The organism is Ewingella sp. C233 (genome assembly GCF_055407225.1).
In genome coordinates this window covers 107674-133176 of the sequence record NZ_JBUZRI010000006.1, presented here as the reverse complement: position 1 = coordinate 133176, position 25503 = coordinate 107674, and the positions used below count along the sequence as shown (strand labels likewise).

Sequence of the window (25503 nt, the reverse complement as noted above, 5' to 3'; positions counted from 1 at the left end):
AGAGGAGTCGTTGTTCCCGGTCAGTGGAGGCGCATTATAGGGAGTTCTCAGAAGGCCGCAACCCTTAATTTCAAATAAATGACTGACCGTTCTTTTTTTGGGCGATACGCCCAGAGATCCAGCATCAGAGCGGTTTTTTGTACGATAACTTGCCAAAATCCTCAGCAAACCTCTTAACTTGCTCCCAATCGGTGTATTCCACTTCTTTACTGGTATCCGTTTCGCCACCGGTCATGCGCATAATAAGTTGAATCATGACTTTATCTATCCAGCGATAGCGCGGATAACGCAGCGCGCCGGCGAACACTCCGCATAAAGCAGGCTTCCAGGGTGTCGCCATCAGAAACTTGCGTACATAGGAGTTAGTCTGTGGCGTGCGCTTTTCAGGTTTACGCGCCGTCAGGTTCACCGCAAAGAACGCCGACGGCATGCTGTTAAGCTGTTTGATATTCTGTTTGACGAATTTATCCAATACCGAATTGAAATGGCCATAGCGAATTGACGCCCCCACCAGCACCTTATCGTATTGAAAAAGCGTGACATGCTGCACGTGCATCAGGTCAATCACATCGCATTCACACTTCTCTTTAATGCAGCTCGCGATATAAGAAGCAATGGCATGCGTTTGCCCATCACGTGTTGAATAGAGCACCAGTGCTTTCATAACAGGTTCCTTTCTCTCTTTATAAGGTTCTGAATTATTCTCGCCAGAAGGTCGGCGTGAACAGAACCAATAATGTAAACACTTCAAGTCGGCCAAATAACATCGTGACGATAAGGATCCACTTTGCCGTCGAATTCATTGACGCAAAGTTGTCGGCCACCACACCAAGCCCCGGCCCGAGGTTATTCAATGTTGCCGTTACGGCCGCGAAGGCAGAGAAGTTATCTACGCCCGTCGCGACAATAGCCAGCATACTGACGATAAAGACCAGCGCATAGGCTGAGAAGAATCCCCATACGGCCTCGATAATACGTTCCGGCAACGCACGGTTGCCGAGCTTAATGGTGTAGACCGCATTCGGATGGACCAGGCGTTTTAGCTCGCGCGACCCTTGTAAATAAAGCAGCAGGATACGAATGACTTTCAGACCGCCACCGGTCGACCCCGCACAGCCACCAATAAAGGCCGAGCACAACAGCAAGATCGGCAGGAAAAGGGGCCATTTGGAAATACTGTCAGTGGTATAACCCGCGGTCGTCGCCATTGATACTACCTGGAAGAACGCTTGATTCAGCGTTTCCAGCCCGGAACTGTAGACGTTATGCATCCAGAGCACCGACGTACAGACCACCACCAGCGTAAGCTGCACACCGATGAACATACGAAATTCCGGATCACGCCAGTACACCTTCAGGTTACGTCCGCTCAGCACGGCAAAGTGCAGACCGTAGTTACAGCCGGAGATCAGCAGGAATACCGCGATGATGGTGTTAATCGTACCACTATGAAAATAGCCGATACTGGCGTCATGGGTTGAGAACCCACCAATCGCAATCGTCGAGAAGCTATGACCTATGGCGTCAAATACCGACATCCCCGCCCCCCAGAGCGACAGCGCACAGGCGATGGTCAGCAGAACGTAAATCAGCCACAGCGTTTTCGCTGTTTCTGCAATACGCGGGCGCATCTTGTTGTCCTTTAGCGGCCCCGGCATTTCCGCGCGGTAGAGCTGCATCCCGCCGACGCCCAGAATAGGCAGGATGGCGACGGCCAGCACAATGATTCCCATCCCCCCAAACCACTGGAGCATCTGGCGGTAAAACAGAATGGCTTTCGGCAGCGAATCCAGACCCACCAGAGTGGTCGCTCCGGTTGTCGTTAAACCGGAGAAGGATTCAAAAAAGGCATCAGTCAGCGAGAGGTTCGGGCGCTCAGAGAACAGGAAAGGCAATGCCCCCACGCTTCCCAGAACTGTCCAGAACAGCACGACAATCAGGAAACCTTCGCGTGGCTTGAGCTCACTCTTCTGTTTTCGGTTCGGTAGCCACAGGAAAAGGCCGATAGCCAGTGCGACAAAGAACGTCTGGCTGAATGCGCGCCCAGCGCCATCGCGATAAATCAGCGCGACTAATCCGGGAATAATCATCGTTCCGGAGAACAGGATGACAAGCACCCCCACGATGCGTGTTATGGCACGAAAATGCATGCTGTCGCGTTCCTCAGCGAATTAACCATTGAATAAGAATTTATGAAACCGGCTGCAACTGAAGCGTGCCGCGACTGAGATCATATAAACGGATGACAATTGCCGACGCTTCTGCGGCAGGCAATGCCAGACGCAGTTCGACAGCAGCACCGTAATCACTCTGTAAAATTTGCCCACCCATCTGCTGCATCAGGCTTTCCACCAAAGCAAGCTGGGGATAGTCGCAGTGCAGCTTATATTCTGCCAGTGGGACTTTTTGATAAACCGTAAGGAGTTTCAGCGCCTGCTGAACACCGCCACCGTAGGCTTTTACCAAACCGCCGGTACCTAACATGATGCCGCCATAATAACGCACCACGGCTGCGGTGATCTCACCAACACCACTTCCCATCAACTGCCCGAGGATCGGTTTTCCCGCCGTGCCCGCGGGTTCACCATCATCAGAGAAACCCAGCTGCTGCGAATCCGCTGGCGCGCCCGCAACAAACGCCCAGCAGTGATGTCTCGCTGCCGGATGCTGATTTCTTACATCTTGTATAAAAGTTTTAGCCGCTTCTACGCCTCCGGTGTGTGCCAGAAACGTAATAAAGCGGCTCTTCTTTATTTCCTCACTGAAACTGACGGCTTCAGCAGGAACCGGATAAGGCTGCATCAGGCAAGTTTCAAATCACGCGTCATGTTTTCAATATGATTATCGTGAATGACAATATTGTCTTCGATGCGAATCCCGCCGTACGGTTTCAGTGCTTCGATACGATCCCAGGCAAAATGCTTGCTGAACTCGCCATCACGCCAGGGTGCCAGCAGTGATTCGATGAAATACAGGCCCGGCTCAATGGTTAATACCATACCCGGCTGGATCACACGGGTGCAGCGCAGAAAAGGATACTGCGACGGCGCCGCCAGATGCGTGCCCTGCTCATCTTGCATGAAACCTGCGACGTCATGAACCTGTAAGCCAAGTGGATGGCCCAACCCATGCGGCAAGAATGGCCCGGTTAGGTTCTTCTCGACCATCGCTTCTTCACTGATATCCACCACCAGCTTGTGGGCCTTCAGCACTTTGGCAATACGATGATGCATCTGAATATGATAGTCGGTGTAACTGACGCCAGGTTTCATCGTTCCAATCAGCGCCAACTCTTCGCTATTTAAGTCCTTCACCAGCGCGGCAAAATTGCTGGCCGGATCTGCTGCATAAGTTCGCGTCAAATCGGCGGCATAACCGTTGTACTCGGCACCAGCATCAATCAGGAAGCTGCGCATCTCAGACGGTGGCTGATGATCAAGTTTAGTGTAATGCAGCACCGCAGCGTGTTCATTCAGCGCCACAATGTTGTCATAAGGCACATCGGTATCGCGATGACCGGTGGCTGTCAGATAAGCGAGATTAATATCGAACTCGCTCATGCCTGACAAGAAGGCTTCCTGCGCTGCGCGATGGCCACTGACCGCGACTTTTTGCGCTTCGCGCATACAGGCTAATTCGTAGCCCGTTTTATACGCGCGGTGATAATGCAGGTAGTCCAGCACCGCTTTGGGGTTAATGTTATCTGCCACGACCCCCATATTTAGTGCCTGAGCCTGGCTTGAACCGATATAGGCGACGCGTTTTAAATCCGCAGGCAGCTGATTTCTGATGTCATCGGCTTTCGCCAGCGGCGAAAGCGCCACTTCATGGGTCCAGAAAGTCTCCGGCAACGGTTCAACACTGTGCCAGTAATCTACCGGTGAGTAGAACCAGAGTTTGGGCGCGTTTACGCCATCAACCCATAACCAGCAATTTGGCACTTTGGTGACGGGCACCCAGGCTTTGAATTGCGGGTTCACTTTGAACGGATAGCTATGGTCATCAAGGAAAGTCGTCATCAATTCACCCGAGTGAATCAATAACGCATCAAGCTGATTGCGTTGCAGTATTTCGCGCGCACGCCCTTGCAGCGTGGCGATGTGTTCTTTGTAAAGCGTAGTGAGCGATTCCATCAAACTGTCCTTTTTCCTGCACAACGATGCCGCATCTTATCACAGCCACGCACGGGTCGTAGCCCCGGAAGGTTTGTGATCTTGCCTGCAAATTACACTCATCTCATTTGCAAATTATTAACATAAAAACCACACTCCATTCATCTGGTCATACCAGATCATCCCAGATGATTCAGGAGAGACACATGCTCTACCAAGGCGAAACACTACACCTGCACTGGCTCCACGACGGTATTGCCGAGCTGGTGTTTGATGCACCGGGCTCCGTTAACAAGCTCGATACCCGCACCGTCGCCAGTCTTGGCGAAGCGATCGGCGTGCTGGAAAAACAGAACGATTTAAAAGCCCTGCTGCTGAGTTCGACCAAGCCGGCGTTTATCGTCGGTGCCGACATTACTGAATTCCTTTCCCTGTTTAATGCCCCGGCGGAAAAGCTGCACCAGTGGCTGAATTTTGCCAACAGCATCTTTAATCGTCTGGAAGATTTACCTGTACCCACCCTTTCTGCCATCGCGGGATATGCACTGGGCGGCGGCTGCGAATGCGTGCTGGCAACGGATTTCCGTATTGCCACGCCTGACGCACGCATTGGCCTGCCTGAAACTAAGCTTGGGATCATGCCAGGCTTTGGCGGCTCAGTACGTTTACCGCGCTTACTTGGCGCCGACAGTGCGCTGGAGATCATCGCGGCCGGTAAAGACATCAGCGGCAAAGATGCACTGAAAGTCGGGCTGGTAGACGCCGTAGTCGCCGCAGATAAACTCCGTGATGCCGGGCTGAACATATTACAGCAGGCAATTGACGGAAAACTGGACTGGCGTACCCGCCGTGAACCAAAGCGTCAGCCGCTGAAATTGAGCCCGGTTGAAGCCACGATGAGCTTCAGCGTAGCCAAAAGTATGGTGCTGCAAACGGCAGGAAAGCATTACCCCGCGCCGATGACGGCAGTAAAAACCATTGAAGCGGCGGCGAAATTAGGTCGTGAAGAAGCACTCAAGCTGGAAACCGCCAGCTTCGTGCCGCTCGCTCAATCAAAAGAAGCCCGCGCGCTGGTCGGTATTTTCCTTAACGATCAGTTCGTCAAAGCCAAAGCCAAAAAACTGGCCAGTGACAGTGAGAAAACCGTTCAGGCTGCCGTGCTGGGTGCCGGGATCATGGGGGGTGGCATCGCCTACCAGTCTGCACTGAAAGGCGTGCCGGTCATTATGAAAGACATTAATGACAAATCCCTGACGCTCGGCATGAACGAAGCCGCCAAACTGCTAAATAAACAACTGGAACGCGGCAAACTTGATGGCCTGAACATGGCAAAAGTACTGTCCACCATTCAGCCGACGCTGAGCTACAGCGGTATTGAGCGCGCGAAAGTTGTCGTAGAAGCCGTGGTGGAGAATCCAAAAATCAAAGCGGCGGTGCTGGCGGAAGCGGAATCCCTGCTGGACATCGATACCGTGCTGGCATCTAACACCTCGACCATTCCCATCGATCAGTTAGCGGCCGGGCTGAAACGTCCCGAAAACTTCTGCGGCATGCACTTCTTCAACCCGGTTCACCGCATGCCGCTGGTTGAAATCGTGCGCGGCGCTAAAACCTCAGATAAAACCCTGTCGCGCATTGTCTCCTACGCCCTGACCATGGGCAAAACGCCGATTGTCGTCAACGACTGTCCGGGATTCTTCGTTAACCGCGTGCTGTTCCCTTACTTCGCCGGGTTCAGCCTGTTACTGCGTGACGGTGCGGATTTCCGCCAGATCGACAAAGTCATGGAAAAACAGTTCGGCTGGCCAATGGGGCCGGCCTATCTCCTCGACGTGGTGGGAATCGATACCGCACATCATGCACAGGCCGTGATGGCTGCCGGTTTCCCGGACCGTATGGCAAAAGAGTATCGCGATGGCGTCGATGTACTGTTCGACAACCAGCGTTTCGGTCAGAAGAATCAGCTCGGCTTCTACCGCTACAGCGAAGACAGCAAAGGCAAACCGCGTAAAGATAACGACGATCAGGTCGATAAATTGCTGGCTGAAAATGGCGCCCAAAAGGCCGAATTCACGCAGGAAGCAATTATCGCCCGCATGATGATCCCGATGATTAACGAAGTTGTCCGCTGTCTGGAAGAGGGAATTATCGCCAGTCCTGCCGAAGCTGATATGGCGCTGGTATACGGTATTGGTTTCCCACCGTTCCACGGCGGCGTATTCCGCTATCTCGATACTCTGGGCAGTGCTGCCTACCTGAAAATGACTGAGCAATACGCGCACCTCGGCGCGCTGTATCAGGCACCGGTTGGGTTACGCGACAAAGCCGAAACGAATGACACTTATTATCCGGTCGCAGCACCGCTGGAAGATCTCAGCACCGGCACTCAGGCATAAGGATCGAAATCATGGAAAACGTAGTCATTGTTGACGCCGTCCGCACACCGATGGGCCGTTCAAAAGGCGGGGCATTTCGTCATGTGCGTGCCGAGGATTTATCCGCACATCTGATGCGCGCCATTCTGGCCCGTAATTCGGCGCTTGATCCGAAAGAGATCGATGACATTTACTGGGGCTGTGTTCAGCAGACCCTGGAACAAGGCTTCAATATTGCCCGTAATGCTGCGCTGCTGGCTGAAATCCCTCATAGCGTTCCGGCCACCACGGTCAACCGTCTGTGTGGTTCTTCCATGCAGGCACTGCATGATGCTGCCCGCGCCATTATGGTCGGTGATGCCCACGTCGGCCTGATTGGTGGCGTAGAACATATGGGCCATGTGCCGATGAATCACGGCGTGGATTTCCATCCGGGGCTCAGCCGCACCGTGGCAAAAGCCGCAGGCATGATGGGGCTGACCGCCGAAATGCTGGCGAAAATGCATCAGATCAGCCGCGAAATGCAGGATGAATTTGCTGCCCGTTCACACCAGCGCGCACATGCCGCCACGGTTGCCGGGCACTTTGCCCATGAAATCGTACCGACCGACGGGCATGACGCAGAGGGCGTGCTGACCAACTACAACTATGACGAAGTGATCCGCCCGGAAACCACGGTGGCAACGCTGGCTGCGCTGCGCCCTGCGTTTGACCCGGTTAACGGCACCGTCACGGCGGGCAGTTCATCGGCACTGTCCGACGGCGCGTCCGCCATGCTTCTCATGAGCGAATCAAAAGCCAAATCTCTCGGCCTCAAAGCCCGCGCCCGCATTAAAGCGATGGCGGTGGTGGGTTGTGACCCGTCGATTATGGGATATGGGCCAGTACCGGCAACCCGTCTGGCATTGAAACGCGCCGGACTGAGCGTGCAGGACATCGGGTTGTTTGAACTGAACGAGGCCTTCGCTGCACAGGCTTTACCGTGCGCGAAAGATTTGGGGCTGCTGGAAACCATGGAAGAGCGCGTCAATCTCAACGGTGGCGCCATTGCTCTAGGCCACCCGCTCGGGTGCTCCGGCTCACGAATCTCTACCACCCTGCTTAACCTGATGGAGCGCCGCGACGTCCAGTTTGGCGTAGCCACGATGTGTATCGGGCTGGGCCAGGGTATCGCGACCGTTTTCGAGAGAGTCTGATAAAACGCAAAAAAGCGGGAATTTACCTGCTTTATTGGATGATTTGATATTTCCCTAAATCATGCGTGTTGTATCAAGACGCCAACTGCGCAAATCCCCGTCACTTACATACGTAAGTAACGGGGATAAGCAAAGGCAGCCAACGCAGAGACAACACGCAGGATGACAGGAAATCAAATGAAGGCAAACGCATCGCCGTACATACGATCTTCCTGCGCACCACGTTCTGCCACAAAACGCTCACGGGCAATTTTCGCCATTTCAAAACGTCCGGCAATATAAATATCGTGGCCAGCCAGCGTGGAAAAGTCCTGCAGCACGGCGCTTAATACGGTACCGCTTCTTCCCTGCCAGCCCTCTTCCGGCTGTTCAACCACCGGGATCACCTTCAGGTTTGGATGGTTCACGCTCAGCGCTTCCAGTTCACCCAAATCATAAAGATGTTTGAGTTCACGACCGCCCCAATAGATTGAGATATCGCGCCCCGGCTGCTGCTCGAGCGCTGCCACCAATATTGAGCGTGCATAAGAGAAACCAGTGCCCCCAGCGATCAGCACCAGCGGGCGATCACCGTCGTCACGCAACCACGCATCACCATGGGGAATATCCACGGTAATATTTTGTTCTTTCAAGATGCGGTCCATCACGGCCATCGCATACAGATTCAACTCTGAAGCACCGATGTGCAGCTCAATCGTGTCGCTTTCGGCAGGCGTAGAGGCCAGGGAGAATGGGCGTTTATCGCGCTCATCCATCACTACCATCAGATACTGACCGGCACGGAAAGAAAACGGCGCTTCCGGCGATAACCGTACCCGGTACACCGTATCAGTAATGGCCTCAACCGAGGTTACTTTACAGCTCAATATTGTCATGCGTTCCCTCTGTGGGTCATCAAAGCAAGGCGGAGAACGGCGACACGGTTATTTCTTCGCGCTGCCGCCGTCTGCATTTTTATTATACGTTGGTGCTTTACTGGAATACTTATCACCGGCAAAGATGCCCAATTCGTCCCAGATGGCATCAACGCGCGCGGTCACGGCAGGATCCTTAACAATAGGACGGCCCCATTCGCGCTGCGTTTCACCCGGCCATTTATTCGTGGCGTCTAAGCCCATCTTCGACCCCAAACCGGAAACCGGTGAGGCAAAATCGAGATAATCAATCGGCGTATTTTCGACTAACACGGTGTCCCGCGCAGGATCCATACGGGTTGTGATCGCCCAAATAACGTCGTTCCAGTCGCGGGCATTAATATCGTCATCGCAGACAATCACAAACTTAGTGTACATAAACTGACGCAGGAATGACCAGACGCCCATCATCACGCGCTTGGCATGACCGGCATACTGCTTTTTCATGGTAACGACGGCCAGTCGGTATGAACAGCCCTCAGGCGGCAGATAAAAATCCACAATTTCTGGAAACTGTTTCTTTAAAATCGGCACAAAGACTTCATTCAGTGCCACGCCCAGCACCGCAGGTTCATCGGGTGGTCTGCCGGTGTAGGTGGAGTGATAAATGGCGTTTTTGCGCTGAGTAATATGTGTAATGGTAAACACCGGGAAACTGTCTACTTCATTGTAGTAGCCAGTGTGATCACCGTAAGGACCTTCTGGCGCCAGTTCGGCCGGGTCAATATAACCTTCCAGAACAATTTCGGCACTGGCGGGCACTTCGAGATCGTTGGAAATGCATTTTACGACTTCAGTCTTATTGCCACGCAACAGGCCGGCAAACGCATATTCCGATAACGTATCCGGCACCGGCGTCACTGCGCCAAGAATCGTCGCCGGGTCCGCGCCAAGTGCAACGGAAACCGGGAAGGGTTTACCCGGGTTTTGCTGGCACCACTCCTGGAAATCCAGCGCGCCACCGCGATGGGATAACCAGCGCATGATCACTTTATTCTTGCCCAGAACCTGCTGGCGGTAAATCCCCAGATTCTGACGCTGTTTGTGCGGGCCACGGGTTACCGTTAGACCCCAGGTGATAAGCGGCGCGGCATCTTCCGGCCAGCAATGCATCACCGGAATACGCGACAGATCAACGTCATCCCCTTCCCAAACCAGTTCCTGACAAGGTGCCGAGTGCAGAACCTTGGTCGGCATATTCATCACTTGCTTGAACTTGGGCATTTTGTCGTAGAAATCGCGAAATCCGCGCGGCGGCTCAGGCTCTTTCAGAAACGCCAGCAATTCACCGACTTCACGCAGCGCACTGACTTCTTCCTGTCCCATTCCCAACGCCACGCGCTCAGGCGTACCGAATAAATTGCACAGCACTGGCATGTCGTAACCTTTTGGGTTTTCGAACAATAGCGCTGGGCCGCCAGCACGCAGGGTGCGGTCAGCAATTTCGGTCATTTCCAGATAGGTATCGACAGGCTGAGTAATGCGTTTCAGTTCGCCTCTCTTTTCAAGTAACGAGAGGAAGTCACGTAAATCACGGTATTTCATGCTGATTTTTATCGCCAAATTGGGGAGAGCATTATAGGGCCTCTCCAGAGTTGTTGCTGCCTTTTTGTTATCAGTACGTAAATACCAATAATGAAAAGCCAGTGTAACCGCCAGCCCGAACTTCAGTTGAACTGGCGATGCGAAATCGACTATTGGCAGTTAAACGACACCAGCGAACTCAACGCCTGAGTGTCCTGATATTCATGAATATCCTGACCGTGACGGAACACTTTAAAGCCCTGCCCTTTGGCGCTGAAGTAACTCAGATCATTACCAGAAACCTTCAGAAGACTGCCTTCACGCAGCGCAATCACTGACTCGCTCGGGTTAACCGCACAAAACTCAGCAATGCGTTCGTCGCGGGTTTCGCCCATATGCCCGCTGAGATGCGCGTCGATATAGTGCGGATTGATTTGCACCGGGAAGAGGCCCAGAGAAGGCAGCACCACTGAATTACGCACCGGCATATCATTGGTGGTACGAATACTTGGTGTCGCCACATTGCACCCTGCGCTCCAGCCGATATACGGCACATTGCGTTCGCGAACCGCACGCTGAATAGGAACGATCAGCCCGTTTTCGTGCAACAGCTGATTCAGCATCCAGGTATTCCCGCCGCTTATCAGAATGCACTCCGCCTGCACGATAGCTTCAGCAGGCGTTTCGGCATGGTGAATACTGCTGACCTTAATACCCAGCGCCTTTTCAAGCTCCTGCGCACGCGCGTCGTAGTCGCTGCGGATCAGAGCATAAGGGATCAGAACAGCAGAGGTAATATTACGGGCTTTTAACATCGCCTGAATATGTTCATTGGCATAGCCTAACAGCGTGGATTCACCCGAAAGCTTACCGTTACTCAGCAAGAACAACTCCATGACGCTTCTCCGTTATTGTCGTTAGACACTTGTGTAATATGCCACGATACGCTTGGCGTTCGTATGCAATCAACCACCTGCCTGTCTATCGCCAGTCACTTTTGTTATGCTGACCAGTGAGACTTGATGGCGTGTGAGACTATGGAATCCTGGTACTTATTATATTGCAAACGCGGGCAACTTCTGCGTGCTAAAGAACATCTGGAGCGTCAACAGGTTAACTGTTTAACTCCGATGATCACACTGGAAAAAATAGTGCGTGGCCGCAGAACGGCGGTGAGTGAACCCTTGTTCCCAAACTATCTGTTTATCGAGTTTGATCCCGAACGTATCCATACAACCACTATTAGTGCGACGCGCGGTGTCAGCCATTTTGTCCGCTTTGGCCCGCAGTTGGCGACAGTGCATCCCGATGTCATCCATCAACTGATGACTCAGCCGATGCCAGAAGTCCGCGATCCAGAGACCCCGCACAGCGGCGACGTAGTCGTCATTACCCAGGGTATCTTCGAAGGATTCGAAGCAATTTATACCGAACCTGATGGCGAAGCCCGTTCATTGCTGATGCTCAATCTTATCAATCAACAGGTTAAGCAAAGCCTCGATAACACACATTTCCAGAAAATTTGACCGACGATCGCTCGTCATCTCATGATGTGTAAGATTTTGGCATAAAACAAAAGGCACCTCTTGAGGTGCCTTTTGTTATCTGTGCGACTTAGCGTGATAAACCAAACAGCGCGCGCGCATTATCTTCAGTTTTTTGCGCCAACCATGCCGGGTCTTCACCACGCCAAAGCGCCACTTGATGAATGATATGCGGTAAAAAAGCAGGCTCATTTCGCCGGTTTTTTGGCTTTTCAGGCATATCCCGTGGAAGCAAGTAAGGTGCATCAGTCTCGAGCAGCAGCCGCTCAGCCGGTATCTGGCTGAGCATCCCGCGTAACTCCAGCCCCCGCCGCTCATCACATACCCAACCGGTAATACCGATTGAAAGCCCAAGCGCCAGATACAGTTCGAGTTCCTGCTCGGTTCCGGTAAAACAGTGCACAACCGCGCCCGGCAGTTTGCTCAGCCACGGGGTCAGCAGATCGGCAAAGCGCGGATGGGCGTCACGGCAATGCAGAAATACCGGCAGTTCGAGCTCAGCAGCCAGTGCCAGCTGCGCACTGAAAGCCACTTCCTGCCGATCTGCTGGTGAAAAGTTACGATTAAAATCCAACCCGCATTCACCGATTGCCACGACCTGTGGACTGGCGGCCAGCGTCCGGATGGTCAGTTCGGTTTCAGGGTTCCAACTGCTGGCCTGATGCGGATGCACGCCAGCAGTTGACCAGCAGAACTGCGGATATTGTGCAGCAAGCTGTGCCGCCTCACCGCTTTCCGCCGCCGATGTCCCGGTAATTAACATTCCGGAAAGCCCCGCGGCCCGTGCACGCTCAACAACCTGCGGGCGGTCTTTATCAAACTGGTTACTGGTAAGGTTCACGCCAATTTCAAACATACTGCGTCCTAAAACAGAAACCGCCCAACAGGGCGGTTTTTTACGTCAATGATCCTATCAGGAAGCCTGATCCTGTTCGTCGTCTTCAGCATCAACGTCAGAACGACGTCGCTTACCGACATAGAAACGGGCAAAGAACACACCGATTTCAAACAAACAATACATCGGGATTGCCAACAGTGTTTGCGAGAACACGTCAGGCGGCGTCAACAACATACCGACGACAAATGCGCCAACAAGAACATAAGGACGTTTCTTCTTCAGGTCTTCTGGCGTTGTTACGCCACTCCAGCACAACAACACAATGGCGATCGGCACTTCAAATGACACGCCAAAGGCCATAAACAGTGCCATGACAAAATCGAGATAGTTATTAATGTCCGTCGCAATTTGAACGCCAGCCGGGGCTGTCTTAGCAAAGAAGGCAAATGCCAGTGGGAATACCACAAAATAAGCGAACGCCATGCCGAGGTAAAATAGCAGTGAGCTGGAGAACAGCAATGGCATCATCAGACGGCGTTCGTGCTTATACAGCGCAGGGGCCACAAAACCCCAGACCTGATAAAGAATAAACGGTGCAGAGGCAAACACCGAAACAATCATGGTCAGTTTGATTGGGGTAAAGAATGGCGATGCCACATCGGTGGCAATCATGCTCGCACCCAACGGCATTTGCTTAATTAGCGGAGCCGAGACCAGATAGTAAATATCATTGGAAAAATAGGCCAAAGCCAGGAACACCACCAGAATACAAATGATGGAGTTGAGCAGACGCTTACGCAGTTCTATCAGATGGCTGATAAGCGGTTGGGTATCTTCAACAGCCATGTTTTAACGTTCGCCTGTAGATTGAGTAGAAGGGGTCGGTTTCGCCGCTGGCACTGTTTCACCTGCCGGAGCCGGAGTATCGATGGCATCAGCGTTATTCACTGAAACCGGCGGCGCCGTCTCTGGCACAGCCTCATGCGCAGATGACGGGGCGACATGCGCTTCGGCAGCCGTTTCAGCCTGATGAAGCGGCTTGCTGGAGGCCACCGCTGCTTCCACCGCATTTTGTGGCGCCTTCGCTGGCGAAGAGGCTACATGGCTGGCAGTTGCGGGTGAAATCCCTTCGTCATGCAAAGCTTCAGCTTCCTGAACCACCGGATTGTGAATGGTATTGCCTTCAGCCGAGGCAGCTTCTACCGCTTTTGCAGCAGCATCAGGCTCGGCAGTAAAGGAGCGCTTCATTGACTCAGCAGCTTCTTTAAGCTCATCCATAGAGGCTCTGATTTCTGGCGTTAAATTCTTAAGACCAGACTCTTCAGCTTTCTTGAGGCTGTCCTGCAGTTCCTGAAGTTTCAGTTCCTGGGATAACTCATTTTGTACTGAGGCCGCCATGGCGCGTAGCGCACGGATCCAGCCTGCAACTGTTCTGACGGCCACTGGCAAACGCTCAGGCCCAAGAACAACCAGACCAATCACCAACACCAGCAACAGTTCACTAAATCCTATGTCGAACACGGTTTATACCTGCTCTTTGTTTTGGCTCTTCGTTTCTTCCGCTTTCACTTCGGGTTTAACCTCAAGAGGTTTAGCCGTGAAATCAGCGTCAGCGTTCGTAGTATCGCTCTCTTTATGTACTTTAGTTGTTGTGTCTTCATCACCCATGGCCTTTTTGAAACCTTTGATGGAAGAACCCAAATCGGAACCTAAAGTACGCAGTTTTTTGGTGCCGAACAGCAGGACCACGATCACTGCAATGATCAGAAGTTGTGTAATGCTAATACCACCCATTATCTTCACCTCAATATGAAGGAACTACATTCATTGTCGCCGGAGGCGACACTCAATTTTAAACACATTAAATCGTTCTACAGCCAGTCTGTTTCAGCTGCTGCGTTTCCAGCCAATGAGCCAAGAAACCACACCGGCTGCCATCAGCCATGCCGGATAAATCTCTACCTGACCAAGCAACAGGATTGTACCGCTTAGCAGGAGAGTGGCACCAATACCGAACAGATATCGGGATTGCCCCTGGCGCACGCCCTGATGCTGCATTTGTGAAGAGAGCTTCTCGATGTTGTATTGCAAAAGCTTATGTTGATGCAGGCTTTGATAAATCAGATCGGGAATCTCAGGCATTTTCTCAATCCAGAAAGGTGCTTTTTCTTTAAACGCCCGCAGCATCGCCGGTAAGCCAACCTGATCTTTCACCCAGCTTTCAAGGAAAGGTTTTGCCGTCGTCCAGAGATCAAGCTGAGGATAAAGCTGACGCCCTAAGCCCTCAACATACAACAGCGTTTTTTGCAGCAGAACCAGCTGAGGCTGTACTTCCATATTAAAGCGGCGCGCTGTGTTGAACAGATTCAACAGCACGTTACCAAATGAAATTTCCGCTAAAGGCTTTTCGAAAATCGGCTCACAGACGGTACGGATTGCGAATTCAAACTCTTCAACATTTGTATCACGGGGAACCCAGCCTGAATCGACATGCAGCTCAGCCACTTTGCGATAATCGCGGTTGAAAAAAGCGATAAAATTTTCTGCCAGATAGCGCTTATCTTCTTTGTTCAGGGAACCAACTATGCCGCAATCAATGCCTATGTAGCAAGGATCTTCAGGGGTGTCATAGCTGACGAAGATGTTGCCCGGGTGCATGTCCGCATGGAAAAAACTGTCACGAAAGACCTGAGTAAAGAACACCTGAACACCGCGCTCAGCCAACAGTTTCATGTTGGTACCCTGCTTTTCCAACGCTTTGATGTCAGAAACAGGAATTCCGTAAATGCGCTCCATCACCATCAGCCGCTCGCTGCAATAATCCGGATACACTTCCGGAACATATAACATCGGGCTGCCCGTAAAATTACGGCGCAACTGAATAGCGTTAGCTGATTCACGCAGCAGATTCAGTTCATCAAGCAGCGTTTTTTCATATTCGCGCACCACTTCACGAGGTTTCAGACGGCGGCCATCAGGCAGCAGTATGGGAACCCAACCGGCCAGACGGGACATCAGACGAATATCCGCCTTGATGATCGGCAGAATGTCCGGGCGGATCACTTTCAATACTACTGGCTTGCCGTTTTCTTTCAGTACGGCGGTATGAACCTGCGCAATAGAGGCAGAGGCCAGCGGAGTCTGGTCAAACTCGTCAAACCAGGTTTCCAGCGGACCGCCTAAGGCTTCTTCAATCTGTTTGCGGGCCAGCGCGCCATCGAAAGGGGCAACGTGATCTTGCAGTAAGGCCAGTTGGTCGGCTATCTGCGGGGGAAAAAGGTCGCGCCGCGTAGAGAGCATCTGACCAAACTTAATCCACACGGGGCCCAGCTGCTCAAGAGCCAGACGCAAGCGCGTGCCGAGAGGCTTATCTTTGTGGCGGTATGGCAACCAGAAAAACAGGTAGCGTCCCATGCGCAGTGGCAGCGTCAAACGAATTTTGGGGATCAGTTCGTCAAGACCATAAGTCAAAAACATGCGAATAATCAGGTACAGGCGTCGCATTTCACCTGGAGTCATGGCGTATCCTCCAGCTTATTGAAACGCTTATCCAGTGCATCAAGTTCACGGGCCAGCGCGGAGACTTCATCGTTAAACCAGACGACTTCAAGCGCGCCGGGTGCCAGTTTCCACTCTTCAGTGAGCGTTTGTGCCACATAGCTTTGCTGACGTTTAAGGCTATTTTTCAGCAGACGAAAACCCCCAGCTACAGCCTGAGTCAGGCCCTGTGCTGCGATGTCACCAACGTAGGGCGCAAGAAATTCAGCGGGCTCCCACTCAACGAGATCAACCAGTGCGACTAACTGCTGAACAACGGAAATATCGCCTTCCACAATCAGTTCACCGCTGCGCATCAGCGGAGAGAGTTGCTGCCGATCGCGTAATTTTTGCAGCACGGACAACGTTGAAGTCACGGTGCAATCCGCCTCCCCGTCCCACTGTCCCAGAACATCAATCTTCTGCTCACTGAAGATAAACGTCAGCGGAGAGCTCAGTTCCTGCAATTCAACACGCAAAACTTTCCCTGCTAAGCGGGCACGCGCAGATTTTAAACTGCGGTCCCTGAACAGCAGATAATTCAGCGACGTTTCAATCGCGGCGGTCAGTAACGGCGTTAACAACATCGGCATACTCATCTCAGAACTTAAAACCACGGTGCAGCGCGACAATGCCACCGGTCAAATTGCTGTAGGTTACATTTTCGAAACCCGCATCAGCCATCATGCTTTTGAGTGTTTCCTGATCGGGGTGCATACGGATTGACTCCGCCAGATAGCGATAGCTCTCTGCATCCTGAGCGACGAGTTCACCAATGCGCGGCAAAATATGAAATGAATAAGTGTCATAGGCTTTGCTAAGCGGAGCCAGCAGCGGTTTGGAAAACTCCAGCACCAGCAAACGACCACCCGGCTTCAGCACGCGGAACATTGAGCGCAGCGCTTTCTCTTTTTCGGTCACGTTACGCAGGCCGAAAGAAATGGTGATGCAATCAAAATAATTATCAGGGAATGGCAATGCTTCAGCGTTCGCCTGCACGTAGCTGACGTTGCCGACAATACCCAGATTGCGGAGCTTCTCGCGTCCCATCTTCAGCATTGAATCATTGATATCTGCCAGCACCACTTCACCCGTTTCACCGACCAGGCGAGAGAATTTAGCGGTGAGATCGCCAGTACCGCCCGCGAGATCAAGCACGCGCTGCCCGCGGCGAACGCCACTGCTGTCGATTGTGAAACGCTTCCAGATACGATGAATACCAAAGGACATCAGGTCATTCATCAAGTCATATTTGGCGGCAACGGAGTGGAAAACTTCTGCCACCATTTCCGCTTTTTCATCTTTCGCTACGGTACGGAAACCAAAATGCGTGGTTTCCTGCGTCTGCTTTTCCATTTTTTATGCCTGCTTATTCAGTCAAACTCTTGGGGAAAGTGTACCAGAACCCCGGGGAAAGCCCCATCACCGATGCTGATTGAACCTCCAAAGATATTCACAGGAAGAATGACTGAGGAGCAACGGCGATCAGACCTGATTATTATTGTTCGCGTAACCGGTCAGCATCGCTTTCACTGGACTCGGATGACAGCGGTTGGTTCTCTTGTGATGGCGAATTTTCAAGAGAAACGGCGGTTTCCGGTTCGTTATCCGCTTTCGCCTGCTCAGCCAAAGAGGGGCTGATGGGCCGCTTAACCTCAACGCCCAGAGCGCGGAATCCTTCTACCTGACCGATCACGTTACCGCGACCCTGCGACAGTTTATTCATCGCCAGGCGATAACTACCCTGCGCTTTTTCCAAACTTTGCCCCATCGACTCCATATCATCAACGAACAGACGCAGCTTGTCATACAGTCGTGCAGCGCGGTCAGCGATACGCTTGGCGTTCTGACTTTGATGTTCATAGCGCCACAGATTGCTGATAGTTCTTAATGCCACCAGCAATGTGGTCGGGCTCACCAGCATAATGTTGTGCTTAAGCGCTTCGCTGATCAATTCGGGCTCCCGGTCGATAGCCAGCAGGAAAGCCGGTTCGACAGGAATGAACATCAGCACATAGTCGAGGCTGCGCAGCCCCGGTAATTGCTGATAATCTTTGCGTCCCAGCAGACGGATATGACCGCGTACGGAAGCAATATGCTCGTTCAGGGCAATGTCGCGTTCAATATCATCCTGACTGTTGAAATAACGCTCATAGGCCACCAGCGTCATTTTGGCATCAATCACCACATCTTTGTTTTGTGGCAACCGCACCACAACATCAGGTTGCATACGGCTATTGGTATCTACCTGCACGCTGACCTGCGTCTGGTATTCATACCCTTCGCGCAAGCCGGAGGCCTCAAGCACCCGGCTCAGAACAACCTCCCCCCAGTTACCCTGAGTTTTATTATCCCCTTTCAGGGCTTTAGTGAGATTGATGGCTTCACGCGCCATCTGCTCGTTGAGTTGCTGGAGGTTACGGATCTCATGGGACAACGTATGCCGTTCACGCGCTTCCTGACCAAAACTGTCCTGCACCTGACGGCGGAACCCATCCAGTTGTTCACGCAGCGGCAACAACAGCTTGTCGAGGCTCTGCTTGTTTTGCTCGTCAGCACGGCGTCCGCTATGTTCAAAAATACGATTAGCGAGATTTTCAAACTGACTCGTGAGCCGTTGTTCACTGTTGATCAGTAGCCGTTGTTTGTCTTCGGCCGCCATGCGAGTTTCATCAAGGCGCGTCGAGACTTCCCGTAGTTCGGCTTCCTGAGCGCTGTTGATTTCACGCTGAGCTCGCAGTTCCTGATTAAGCTGTTCGCACTCGCTTTGCCAGTGGGCCAGACTCAGCAACTTTTCACGGCTGCCCGCCAGGTCACTGTGCAAATTGCGCAGCTCCAGTTCAGACTGACGGCTATGTTGTTGCACCTGTTGGCGCTCAGCCTTCAGGCTTTCGTTTTCTGCTTGCTGCTGCTCAAGCGCCTGCTGCAGTAGACGGCGTTGGGTTTCATGCTCGGTTTGACGTCGCTGTTGAAGCAGGCTGGCAATCAGCCAGCCCAGCAATAAGCCAGCTAAACCACCGCCCATCAGATAGAGGATGCTGATGTCCACGGACTCTCCATTTCAGTCAATTCTTGCGGCCAAGGTAATGTCATGCTGTATGGATGTCCAGCCCATTTTTAGACGCTTCGATACTTTGCGACACGTCTCGCAAGACGTAATTTCTCACCCGATCCCCTCTTGTACAAACCGGCGTAGCGTCACAAGATCACAACCACCGGCTGAGCCATTGAATACCAAAGGCACCGGGAGCCAGCACGCCAAACGCCCATATCAAGGCAGAGGTAACATTGGCTATTTGGAAATAACGCTGCGGCATACCGCAAATACCGGCCACCAGAGGGACTACCGCACGAAGTGGGCCAAAGAAGCGGCCGATAAAGGCACCGGGCATACCCCACTTTTCAAAGAAGGCATGTCCGCGCTCAAGCATTTGCGGATGTTTTGAAAACGGCCAGAAATTACCAACACGGTCTTTGAAATGGTCGCCAACCCAGTAAGAAAACCAGTCACCGAAGAAGGCACCAGCGGCTGCGGCTGCCCAGATAGGCCAAAAGGGAATACCACTTTCGCCAATCAGTGCGCCCAGCCCTAACAAAATCACGGTGGCGGGAAGCAGCAGTGAGATAAATGCCAGCGATTCACCGAACGCGAGGAAAAAAACAATGGGTACAGCCCAGACCTCATGTGCACGAACAAACTCGGTAGTGAGGTGAATAACGTCGTTAAGGGTCAAAAGATTTCCTCGTAAAACAGGCTTTAAAATCAGAGATTTTGATTAACGGCAAACCGTGCTTCCTGCAGACAAATACTACTCAAGGTAGCGCTCGCGCAGACTCTCACGCTGCTCTGCCGCCAGGCCATACTCTTTTTCCAGCCACAGATCGGTGGAACCGTATAGGTCGTCGATAGATTTTAGCGCGGTGTCGATAAATGCTTCACGCACAGAAAGAACATACGCAAATTTTTCCAACGCTTTTTCGTTGAGCCGGATGGACATTTTATCGAGCATTTGTTCGCGGAAAGGGGCCAGCGTAGTGTCAGTCAGCAGATAGTCTTCCAGCACGGTATTCCGGTCAGCACCCAGCGCAAAAAGCACCAGCGCAGAACCAATACCCGTGCGATCTTTACCCACTGCGCAGTGCTGCACTATCGCACCGCCGGTTGGTTGCATCAGCAGGTTTGCGAGTTGCTGGTATGCCGCATTGTTAAATGGCAGGCGGCGGTAAAGCTCGAGCATAAAAGCTTCAGGTTCAAAGGCGTTGATGGTGTGTTCAGTCAGCTTTTCGAGATTAGCGTTAACTTCATGGCTCAGAGGATTAGCAGGCGCATGGTGATACTGCACACCGTGCCAAAGAACATCGGGCTTGGCGGCGACTTCATCCGTATCACGATAGTCGAGAATATGCGCGACAGGGACTTTACTCAGATAGTCACCATCTTTGGGTGTCAGCGCATCAAGCGAACCGGAGCGATACAACCAGCCGCGTTTGATGCGGCGTCCGTCGGCAGCACTGTTGCCGCCTAATTCGCGGAAATTAATGCCACCTTCAAGAGGAGTCAGCGAGGGATGGAGCAAAATAGTTGCTGTCATAAAAGGTCCTTTTCCTTGAATTATCTATCCTCAGACCTTAACAGATTCACGTTGTAATATAAAAAACGGGCCACCTGAGTAGCCCGTTTTTCATCAGAGAAAGCAAAGCGATAACCTTTAGATCAGGCGACGCGCGGCTTCTACGACGATTTTCACCGCATGACTTTCGGTTTTTTTCATCGTCTCAGCATTAGGAATCTCTTGCTGGGTACGGTTAACGATAACGCCCGCGACCATACCGGCACGCAGCCCCTGGCTTGCGCACATGGTCAACAGCGTCGCAGACTCCATTTCATAGTTCATCACGCCCATTTCCTGCCACTCTTTCATCGACTCTTTAAAGCGACGAACCACGCGGCCAGAGTAGGTGTCATAACGCTCCTGACCCGGATAGAAGGTATCCGAAGAGGCCGTCACACCAATGTGCGTTTCAGCGCCAACGGCCTTCGCTGCGGCAACCAGCGCCGTTGTACAGTCAAAATCAGCGACCGCTGGGAATTCCATCGGGGCGAAATGCAGGCTTGCGCCATCAAGACGCACAGCCGCCGTGGTAACGAGAACGTCGCCCACATTGATGTGTGGCTGAATTGCGCCGGTTGTTCCCACGCGCAGGAAGGTACGGATACCGAGCTGGGCTAACTCTTCAACGGCAATAGAGGTAGACGGGCCACCGATACCGGTAGAACAAACGATGACAGATTTGCCATCAAGCTCTGCGCGCCATGAGGTAAATTCGCGATGAGAAGCCAGACGCACTGGGTTCTCCATCAGTTTGGCGATCTTTTCAACGCGCTCAGGGTCACCAGGAACGATAGCCAGCGTCGCGCCATTTAAATCTTTTTTGGTCAGGCCAAGGTGGAAAACGTCAGACATAACAAACTCCTCTTTATTTAAGGTCATATTTTCGCAGGAGGACACCCGGCTACTCTACTGATCATTGTGCCGTTATTTCGTGACGAACGTCACTATGACGTAACAACAAAAATACGACGTACATTTAAAACGTGATCAAATTCACAATAAAAGCCTTATTTGGCGTTTTTTTATACTGGTTAAAATTCTCTCATTGCCCTTCGAAAACGGTACAGATATCGACCTGTGCGGGCCGATGTCTGTTTTAAAACGTGAGAGGTCGTTTTTACACTCAGGCGAATAACGCCTTCATTCTGAGCCTGAATCTTACGACTTTTTTAGACGTAGCCTAACTATAGGATATGTCTTGTGTCTTGCCGTAGTGACTTTATGGCTATAGTTTAAAAACAACAGCGCGACTTATAGCATAAGAAAAGTATGGAGACCGAAATGAAGAATGACGACTTACCTGTACCTACACCGCAAGTAAAACAGGCTCCGACCAGCTTTGCACCGGCTGTTACTCCTGTCGCCAGTACCACGATACATACTGATGCTGAAGGCCTGCACGCCGGACAGACGACCATCCCGTCTCAAGGTGAGGATATGCCAGCCTATCTTGCGCGCCCGGAGAATTACACCGGGAAATTGCCCGTAGTATTGGTGGTGCAGGAAATTTTCGGGGTGCATGAACACATTCAGGATGTATGCCGCCGGCTGGCGAAACAGGGATATATGGCTATCGCGCCTGAACTCTACTTCCGCCAAGGTGACCCACGCGATTACACAGAAATCAGCGATATCATCGGTAAAGTCGTGGGCAAGGTGCCCGACCAACAAGTGCTCTCGGATCTTGACCACACGGCGCACTGGGCGTCACAGCACGGCGGAGATACCTCAAAACTGGCTATCACCGGTTTTTGCTGGGGTGGTCGTATTACCTGGCTTTATGCCGCGCACAACCCGCAGTTGAAAGCTGGTGTGGCCTGGTATGGCAAGTTAGTGGGTGACAAAACGCTGACCAGCCCGACACACCCCGTGGATGAAGCGGTCGATCTGACGTCACCGGTACTCGGTTTATATGGCGGCCAGGACTCAGGCATTTCGCTCGAGAGTGTGGAGACCATGCGTCAGGCTATCCGCGCCGCGAATGCCACGGCAGAAATCATCGTTTATCCGGAAGCCGGTCATGCTTTTAATGCCGATTACCGGGCCAGCTACAATCCCGAAGCCGCTGCCGATGGCTGGCAACGCATGCTGGAATGGTTCGAGAAATATGGCGTCAAATAATACAACGTGCCTCTGCTATCAGATGCCCCGGGGCTGTAGCACCTGCGGGGCTTCTTGACCTATTAATTTCAGAGTTCAAGCTCCTGTTTGAGCAGAGATTCTACCTGCTGCACAGAGCCCGCGTTAACCAATGCATCACGAAAAGTTTCATGCATGATGCGCCGCGCCAGTTTGGAAAAAATACGCATATGCTGATCGCCTGCTGCGTGCTTGTTCAGGGTTAGCATAATGATAAAATCGGCCTGTTCGTCTCCCCAGGCTATCGGGTGAAGTAACCTGGCGACGCTGATTGTTGACTGCTCAATATGCTCTGACTTGGTGTGAGGAATGGCAAAACCAAACCCCAGACCGGTTGAAAACACCGCTTCCCGTGCCCACAGATCTGCGGCAAGCTTACGGGGATAACGGCAACGGCCAGCAAGCATGAGGTTATCCACCATGCCTTTAATGACCTCTTCTTTGCTACGCCAGTCAGTGTCGAGTGCAATACAATCCGGTGTGATTAACGGTGCGTCATTGACTTCCTTACGGAACTGCGCCAGCAGATGCTCGACTTCAAGCGAGGTACGGCAAGCCATCGCGCTGTTGAGCAACTGACGGCACTCGCGGCTATCGAGTTTCGCCAGATACGCTTTGGTCACGGCAACAGAAGGGGCGCTCATGCTGATTTCGTCCAATCCGAGTCCTACCAGCAACGGTAGCACCGAACCTTTCGCGCCCAGCTCACCGCATAAACCAATCCATTTCCCATGCTGGTGCACCTCGCGCACCGCGTGATCCAGAGCACGCAGAAATGCCGGATTCAGGCTGTTGTAATGGCGGCTTACCTTGGCGTTATCACGGTCCACGGCCAGCAGATATTGCGTGAGGTCATTACTACCGATACTAAAGAAATCAATCTCTTCACAGCACTGGTCAATAATAAACAGCACCGACGGGACCTCCAGCATGATGCCCAAAGGGATCTTTTCATCGAAAGGGATCTGTTCTGTACGCAGTGATTGTTTGGCTTCTGCTAATTTTTCCTTCACCCACAATACCTCTTCCATAGAAGAGATCATCGGGATCATGATTTTCAGTGCGCCATGCGCCGAGGCGCGCAGAATGGCGCGTAGTTGGGTCTGGAATAACGGCAGATATTCCTGATAAATACGCACTGCGCGATAACCGAGGAAAGGGTTCTTCTCAGCAGGTATATTCAGGTAATCGAGAGGTTTATCCCCACCGATATCCATGGTGCGAACGACAATGGGTTTCCCTTTCGCGGCGTCGCTGGCCTGACAGAAAATATTATAAAGCTCATCTTCAGAGGGTTCGTTCGTACGGTCCATATAGAGCATTTCCGTGCGAAAAAGCCCTACTGCCTCAGCCCCGCTGGCAAATGCCGCCTGAGCCTCAACCGAGTGAGCAATATTGGCTGCAATCTCAAGCCTGACACCATCAGCGGTATAGCCCGGCTTATCCAAATAGTGGCTTTGCTGCTGCCGAAGTTTCTCTGCAACCCACTGATCTTGTTGGTAATAGCGCAGCACGGATTCACTTAATTCGCAGGCCACTACACCGAGATCGCCATCAATTTGCACCGTCTGGTTGAGATAAGGCTGTAACGCCTGCGTATTGATGCCTACCAGCGTCGGAATATTAAAAGAACGGGCAAGGATCACCGTGTGGGATGTACTGCCTCCGCTGCCGAGCAACAGTCCTTTCAGAAAACGTTTATCCAGCTCAATAAACTGACTTGGCGTCAGCTCATCCAACAGACAAATACTGGGTTCGCTCAGCGCCCGATGGGAAGCAAACTGCTGCTCACCATAGATGTGCTGCAACAGCTGAAAACTGACATCACGGATATCCAGTTGACGTTCGCGCAGATAAGCGCTGGAGGAGAGGCCAAACTGCTGGCCGAAATGTGCAGCGGTGCCGACAATACTTTCCGCGCAGCTCTTGCCCGCCTCAATGTATAACGATAGCTGGTCACGAAATGCAGAGTCGCGCAGCAGGGATTGATGAGCTTCCAGTACTGCTGTCGTCGTGGAATTGCCTTCCATCAGCCGGAGTTCCAACACCTTGGTAAAGCGGCTTATCCCGGCAGTAAGCTGCGATTTTTCGTGATCTAGCGAACCCGCCGCAGGCAGTGAGCTCAAGGCATTCAGATCTACGCTCATCAGGCTTATCAGCTTACCGCTGGCGCAGCCCATGCTGACGGAATTGCCCCGGAAAATGGTCGGTGAAAGATGACTTAATGACTCAGGGAGAGGTTCGGCACCAATGCCTTCGCCCTCCTGCGACAGCGCTTCATCACAACCCGCGAACTCATGTTCAATAAAGTGACTGAGTGCCGCCAGCGCCAGCGCCTCATCTGCGCCCTCTATCGTGATTTGGCACTCATCGCCTGAGAGCGTATCCGTACCAATCAGCGACAACACGCTTTTCGCATCTCCTGTCCGGCCGCTTCGCAGGTTGTGCCATTCGAACCGGGCACTAAAACGGTTGCACAGCGTCTCGATATGAGTGGCAGGCCGGGCATGTACGCCGTTGGGTAATATGCAGGTGAAGGTCAGTTTTTGGGCCATTTATACATCCTCATCCAATTACGCTCTCATTCAAATGACAGCGAGTCATTCCGGTTTGCTCTAGCTTGCAGACAAATCGCCGCAATGAATATGAGACAAAAAAGCCAAATGCTGGACAAATGTACTCTGGTGGATTTTTTGCGAGGCATCTCACAG

Annotated in this window: 23 protein-coding genes; 4 read left to right on the top strand and 19 right to left on the bottom strand. The window is 52.3% G+C overall.

The features are described from left to right. Positions 1 to 124: 124 nt before the first annotated feature. From hemG to pepQ, 4 genes are read right to left on the bottom strand one after another with little or no spacing between them, the layout of a single operon-like run. Positions 125 to 664 (bottom strand): menaquinone-dependent protoporphyrinogen IX dehydrogenase, encoded by a 540-nt coding sequence (hemG, locus tag ACZRKO_RS20945; protein ID WP_463739169.1) that lies wholly within the window; start codon positions 662 to 664, stop codon positions 125 to 127. A 34-nt stretch (positions 665 to 698) separates the two neighbouring features. After that, positions 699 to 2150 carry a Trk system potassium transporter TrkH gene (gene trkH, locus ACZRKO_RS20940; RefSeq protein ID WP_463739168.1) on the bottom strand — a complete coding sequence of 484 codons (1452 nt, stop codon included), beginning with the start codon at positions 2148 to 2150 and terminating at the stop codon, positions 699 to 701. Between the two features lie 40 nt (positions 2151 to 2190). Further along, on the bottom strand, positions 2191 to 2802 hold the full coding sequence (locus ACZRKO_RS20935) for an IMPACT family protein (protein WP_463739167.1): 612 nt from the start codon (positions 2800 to 2802) through the stop codon (positions 2191 to 2193). Continuing rightward, complete coding sequence (gene pepQ, locus ACZRKO_RS20930) at positions 2802 to 4133, bottom strand: Xaa-Pro dipeptidase (RefSeq protein ID WP_463739166.1); 1332 nt, start codon at positions 4131 to 4133, stop codon at positions 2802 to 2804. The genes ACZRKO_RS20935 and pepQ overlap by 1 nt, the downstream gene beginning before the upstream one ends. A 185-nt stretch (positions 4134 to 4318) precedes the next feature. Here pepQ and fadB point away from each other — a divergent pair, with 185 nt between their 5' ends. Next, positions 4319 to 6508, top strand: a complete 2190-nt coding sequence (fadB, locus tag ACZRKO_RS20925) for a fatty acid oxidation complex subunit alpha FadB (RefSeq protein WP_463739165.1) — start codon at positions 4319 to 4321, stop codon at positions 6506 to 6508. 11 nt (positions 6509 to 6519) lie between these two features. After that, positions 6520 to 7683 (top strand): acetyl-CoA C-acyltransferase FadA, encoded by a 1164-nt coding sequence (gene fadA / locus ACZRKO_RS20920; RefSeq protein WP_463739164.1) that lies wholly within the window; start codon positions 6520 to 6522, stop codon positions 7681 to 7683. Positions 7684 to 7856: 173 nt separating this feature from the next. Here fadA and fre read toward each other — a convergent pair whose 3' ends face one another. The 3 genes from fre to pepE form a co-directional block, all read right to left on the bottom strand. Further along, a complete protein-coding gene (gene fre / locus ACZRKO_RS20915) occupies positions 7857 to 8558 on the bottom strand; it encodes an NAD(P)H-flavin reductase (RefSeq protein ID WP_463739163.1) in 702 nt (233 codons plus the stop codon). Between the two features lie 48 nt (positions 8559 to 8606). Further along, positions 8607 to 10142, bottom strand: coding sequence for a 4-hydroxy-3-polyprenylbenzoate decarboxylase (gene ubiD / locus ACZRKO_RS20910; RefSeq protein ID WP_463739162.1), 1536 nt, complete (start codon positions 10140 to 10142; stop codon positions 8607 to 8609). 149 nt (positions 10143 to 10291) lie between these two features. Further along, positions 10292 to 11017 carry a dipeptidase PepE gene (pepE, locus tag ACZRKO_RS20905; protein ID WP_463739161.1) on the bottom strand — a complete coding sequence of 242 codons (726 nt, stop codon included), beginning with the start codon at positions 11015 to 11017 and terminating at the stop codon, positions 10292 to 10294. Between the two features lie 141 nt (positions 11018 to 11158). Here pepE and rfaH point away from each other — a divergent pair, with 141 nt between their 5' ends. Then, entirely contained in the window at positions 11159 to 11647 is a 489-nt protein-coding gene (rfaH, locus tag ACZRKO_RS20900) for a transcription/translation regulatory transformer protein RfaH (RefSeq protein ID WP_463739160.1), read from the top strand. An 88-nt stretch (positions 11648 to 11735) separates the two neighbouring features. On the opposite strand, the gene tatD is transcribed toward rfaH, so the two are convergent. The 11 genes from tatD to udp form a co-directional block, all read right to left on the bottom strand. Then, positions 11736 to 12521, bottom strand: a complete 786-nt coding sequence (gene tatD / locus ACZRKO_RS20895) for a 3'-5' ssDNA/RNA exonuclease TatD (RefSeq protein WP_463739159.1) — start codon at positions 12519 to 12521, stop codon at positions 11736 to 11738. Positions 12522 to 12578: 57 nt separating this feature from the next. Then, positions 12579 to 13349, bottom strand: a complete 771-nt coding sequence (tatC, locus tag ACZRKO_RS20890; RefSeq protein WP_463739158.1) for a Sec-independent protein translocase subunit TatC — start codon at positions 13347 to 13349, stop codon at positions 12579 to 12581. A gap of 3 nt (positions 13350 to 13352) precedes the next feature. Continuing rightward, positions 13353 to 14024, bottom strand: a complete 672-nt coding sequence (gene tatB / locus ACZRKO_RS20885; RefSeq protein ID WP_463739157.1) for a Sec-independent protein translocase protein TatB — start codon at positions 14022 to 14024, stop codon at positions 13353 to 13355. A gap of 3 nt (positions 14025 to 14027) precedes the next feature. After that, a complete protein-coding gene (gene tatE / locus ACZRKO_RS20880) occupies positions 14028 to 14297 on the bottom strand; it encodes a twin-arginine translocase subunit TatE (protein WP_463739156.1) in 270 nt (89 codons plus the stop codon). Between the two features lie 93 nt (positions 14298 to 14390). Beyond that, the gene (gene ubiB, locus ACZRKO_RS20875; protein ID WP_463739155.1) at positions 14391 to 16022 is read right to left on the bottom strand and encodes a ubiquinone biosynthesis regulatory protein kinase UbiB; all 1632 of its coding nucleotides are present in this window, start codon (positions 16020 to 16022) and stop codon (positions 14391 to 14393) included. Then, positions 16019 to 16627: a ubiquinone biosynthesis protein UbiJ gene (gene ubiJ / locus ACZRKO_RS20870; protein WP_463739174.1), complete on the bottom strand. Its 609-nt coding sequence runs from the start codon at positions 16625 to 16627 to the stop codon at positions 16019 to 16021. Before ubiJ ends, ubiB begins: the two co-directional genes overlap by 4 nt. A 13-nt stretch (positions 16628 to 16640) precedes the next feature. Beyond that, positions 16641 to 17396: a bifunctional demethylmenaquinone methyltransferase/2-methoxy-6-polyprenyl-1,4-benzoquinol methylase UbiE gene (gene ubiE / locus ACZRKO_RS20865; protein WP_463739154.1), complete on the bottom strand. Its 756-nt coding sequence runs from the start codon at positions 17394 to 17396 to the stop codon at positions 16641 to 16643. Between the two features lie 142 nt (positions 17397 to 17538). Next, a complete protein-coding gene (rmuC, locus tag ACZRKO_RS20860; protein ID WP_463739153.1) occupies positions 17539 to 19089 on the bottom strand; it encodes a DNA recombination protein RmuC in 1551 nt (516 codons plus the stop codon). A gap of 157 nt (positions 19090 to 19246) precedes the next feature. Next, on the bottom strand, positions 19247 to 19774 hold the full coding sequence (locus ACZRKO_RS20855) for a DedA family protein (RefSeq protein ID WP_463739152.1): 528 nt from the start codon (positions 19772 to 19774) through the stop codon (positions 19247 to 19249). Between the two features lie 75 nt (positions 19775 to 19849). After that, positions 19850 to 20632, bottom strand: coding sequence for a tyrosine-protein phosphatase (locus ACZRKO_RS20850; protein ID WP_463739151.1), 783 nt, complete (start codon positions 20630 to 20632; stop codon positions 19850 to 19852). 117 nt (positions 20633 to 20749) lie between these two features. Further along, complete coding sequence (gene udp / locus ACZRKO_RS20845) at positions 20750 to 21505, bottom strand: uridine phosphorylase (RefSeq protein ID WP_463739150.1); 756 nt, start codon at positions 21503 to 21505, stop codon at positions 20750 to 20752. Positions 21506 to 21934: 429 nt separating this feature from the next. Between udp and ACZRKO_RS20840 the strand changes: the two genes are divergently transcribed. Then, a complete protein-coding gene (locus ACZRKO_RS20840; RefSeq protein ID WP_463739149.1) occupies positions 21935 to 22774 on the top strand; it encodes a dienelactone hydrolase family protein in 840 nt (279 codons plus the stop codon). Positions 22775 to 22842: 68 nt separating this feature from the next. On the opposite strand, the gene ptsP is transcribed toward ACZRKO_RS20840, so the two are convergent. Continuing rightward, positions 22843 to 25347: a phosphoenolpyruvate--protein phosphotransferase gene (gene ptsP / locus ACZRKO_RS20835; protein WP_463739148.1), complete on the bottom strand. Its 2505-nt coding sequence runs from the start codon at positions 25345 to 25347 to the stop codon at positions 22843 to 22845. Positions 25348 to 25503: the final 156 nt, after the last annotated feature.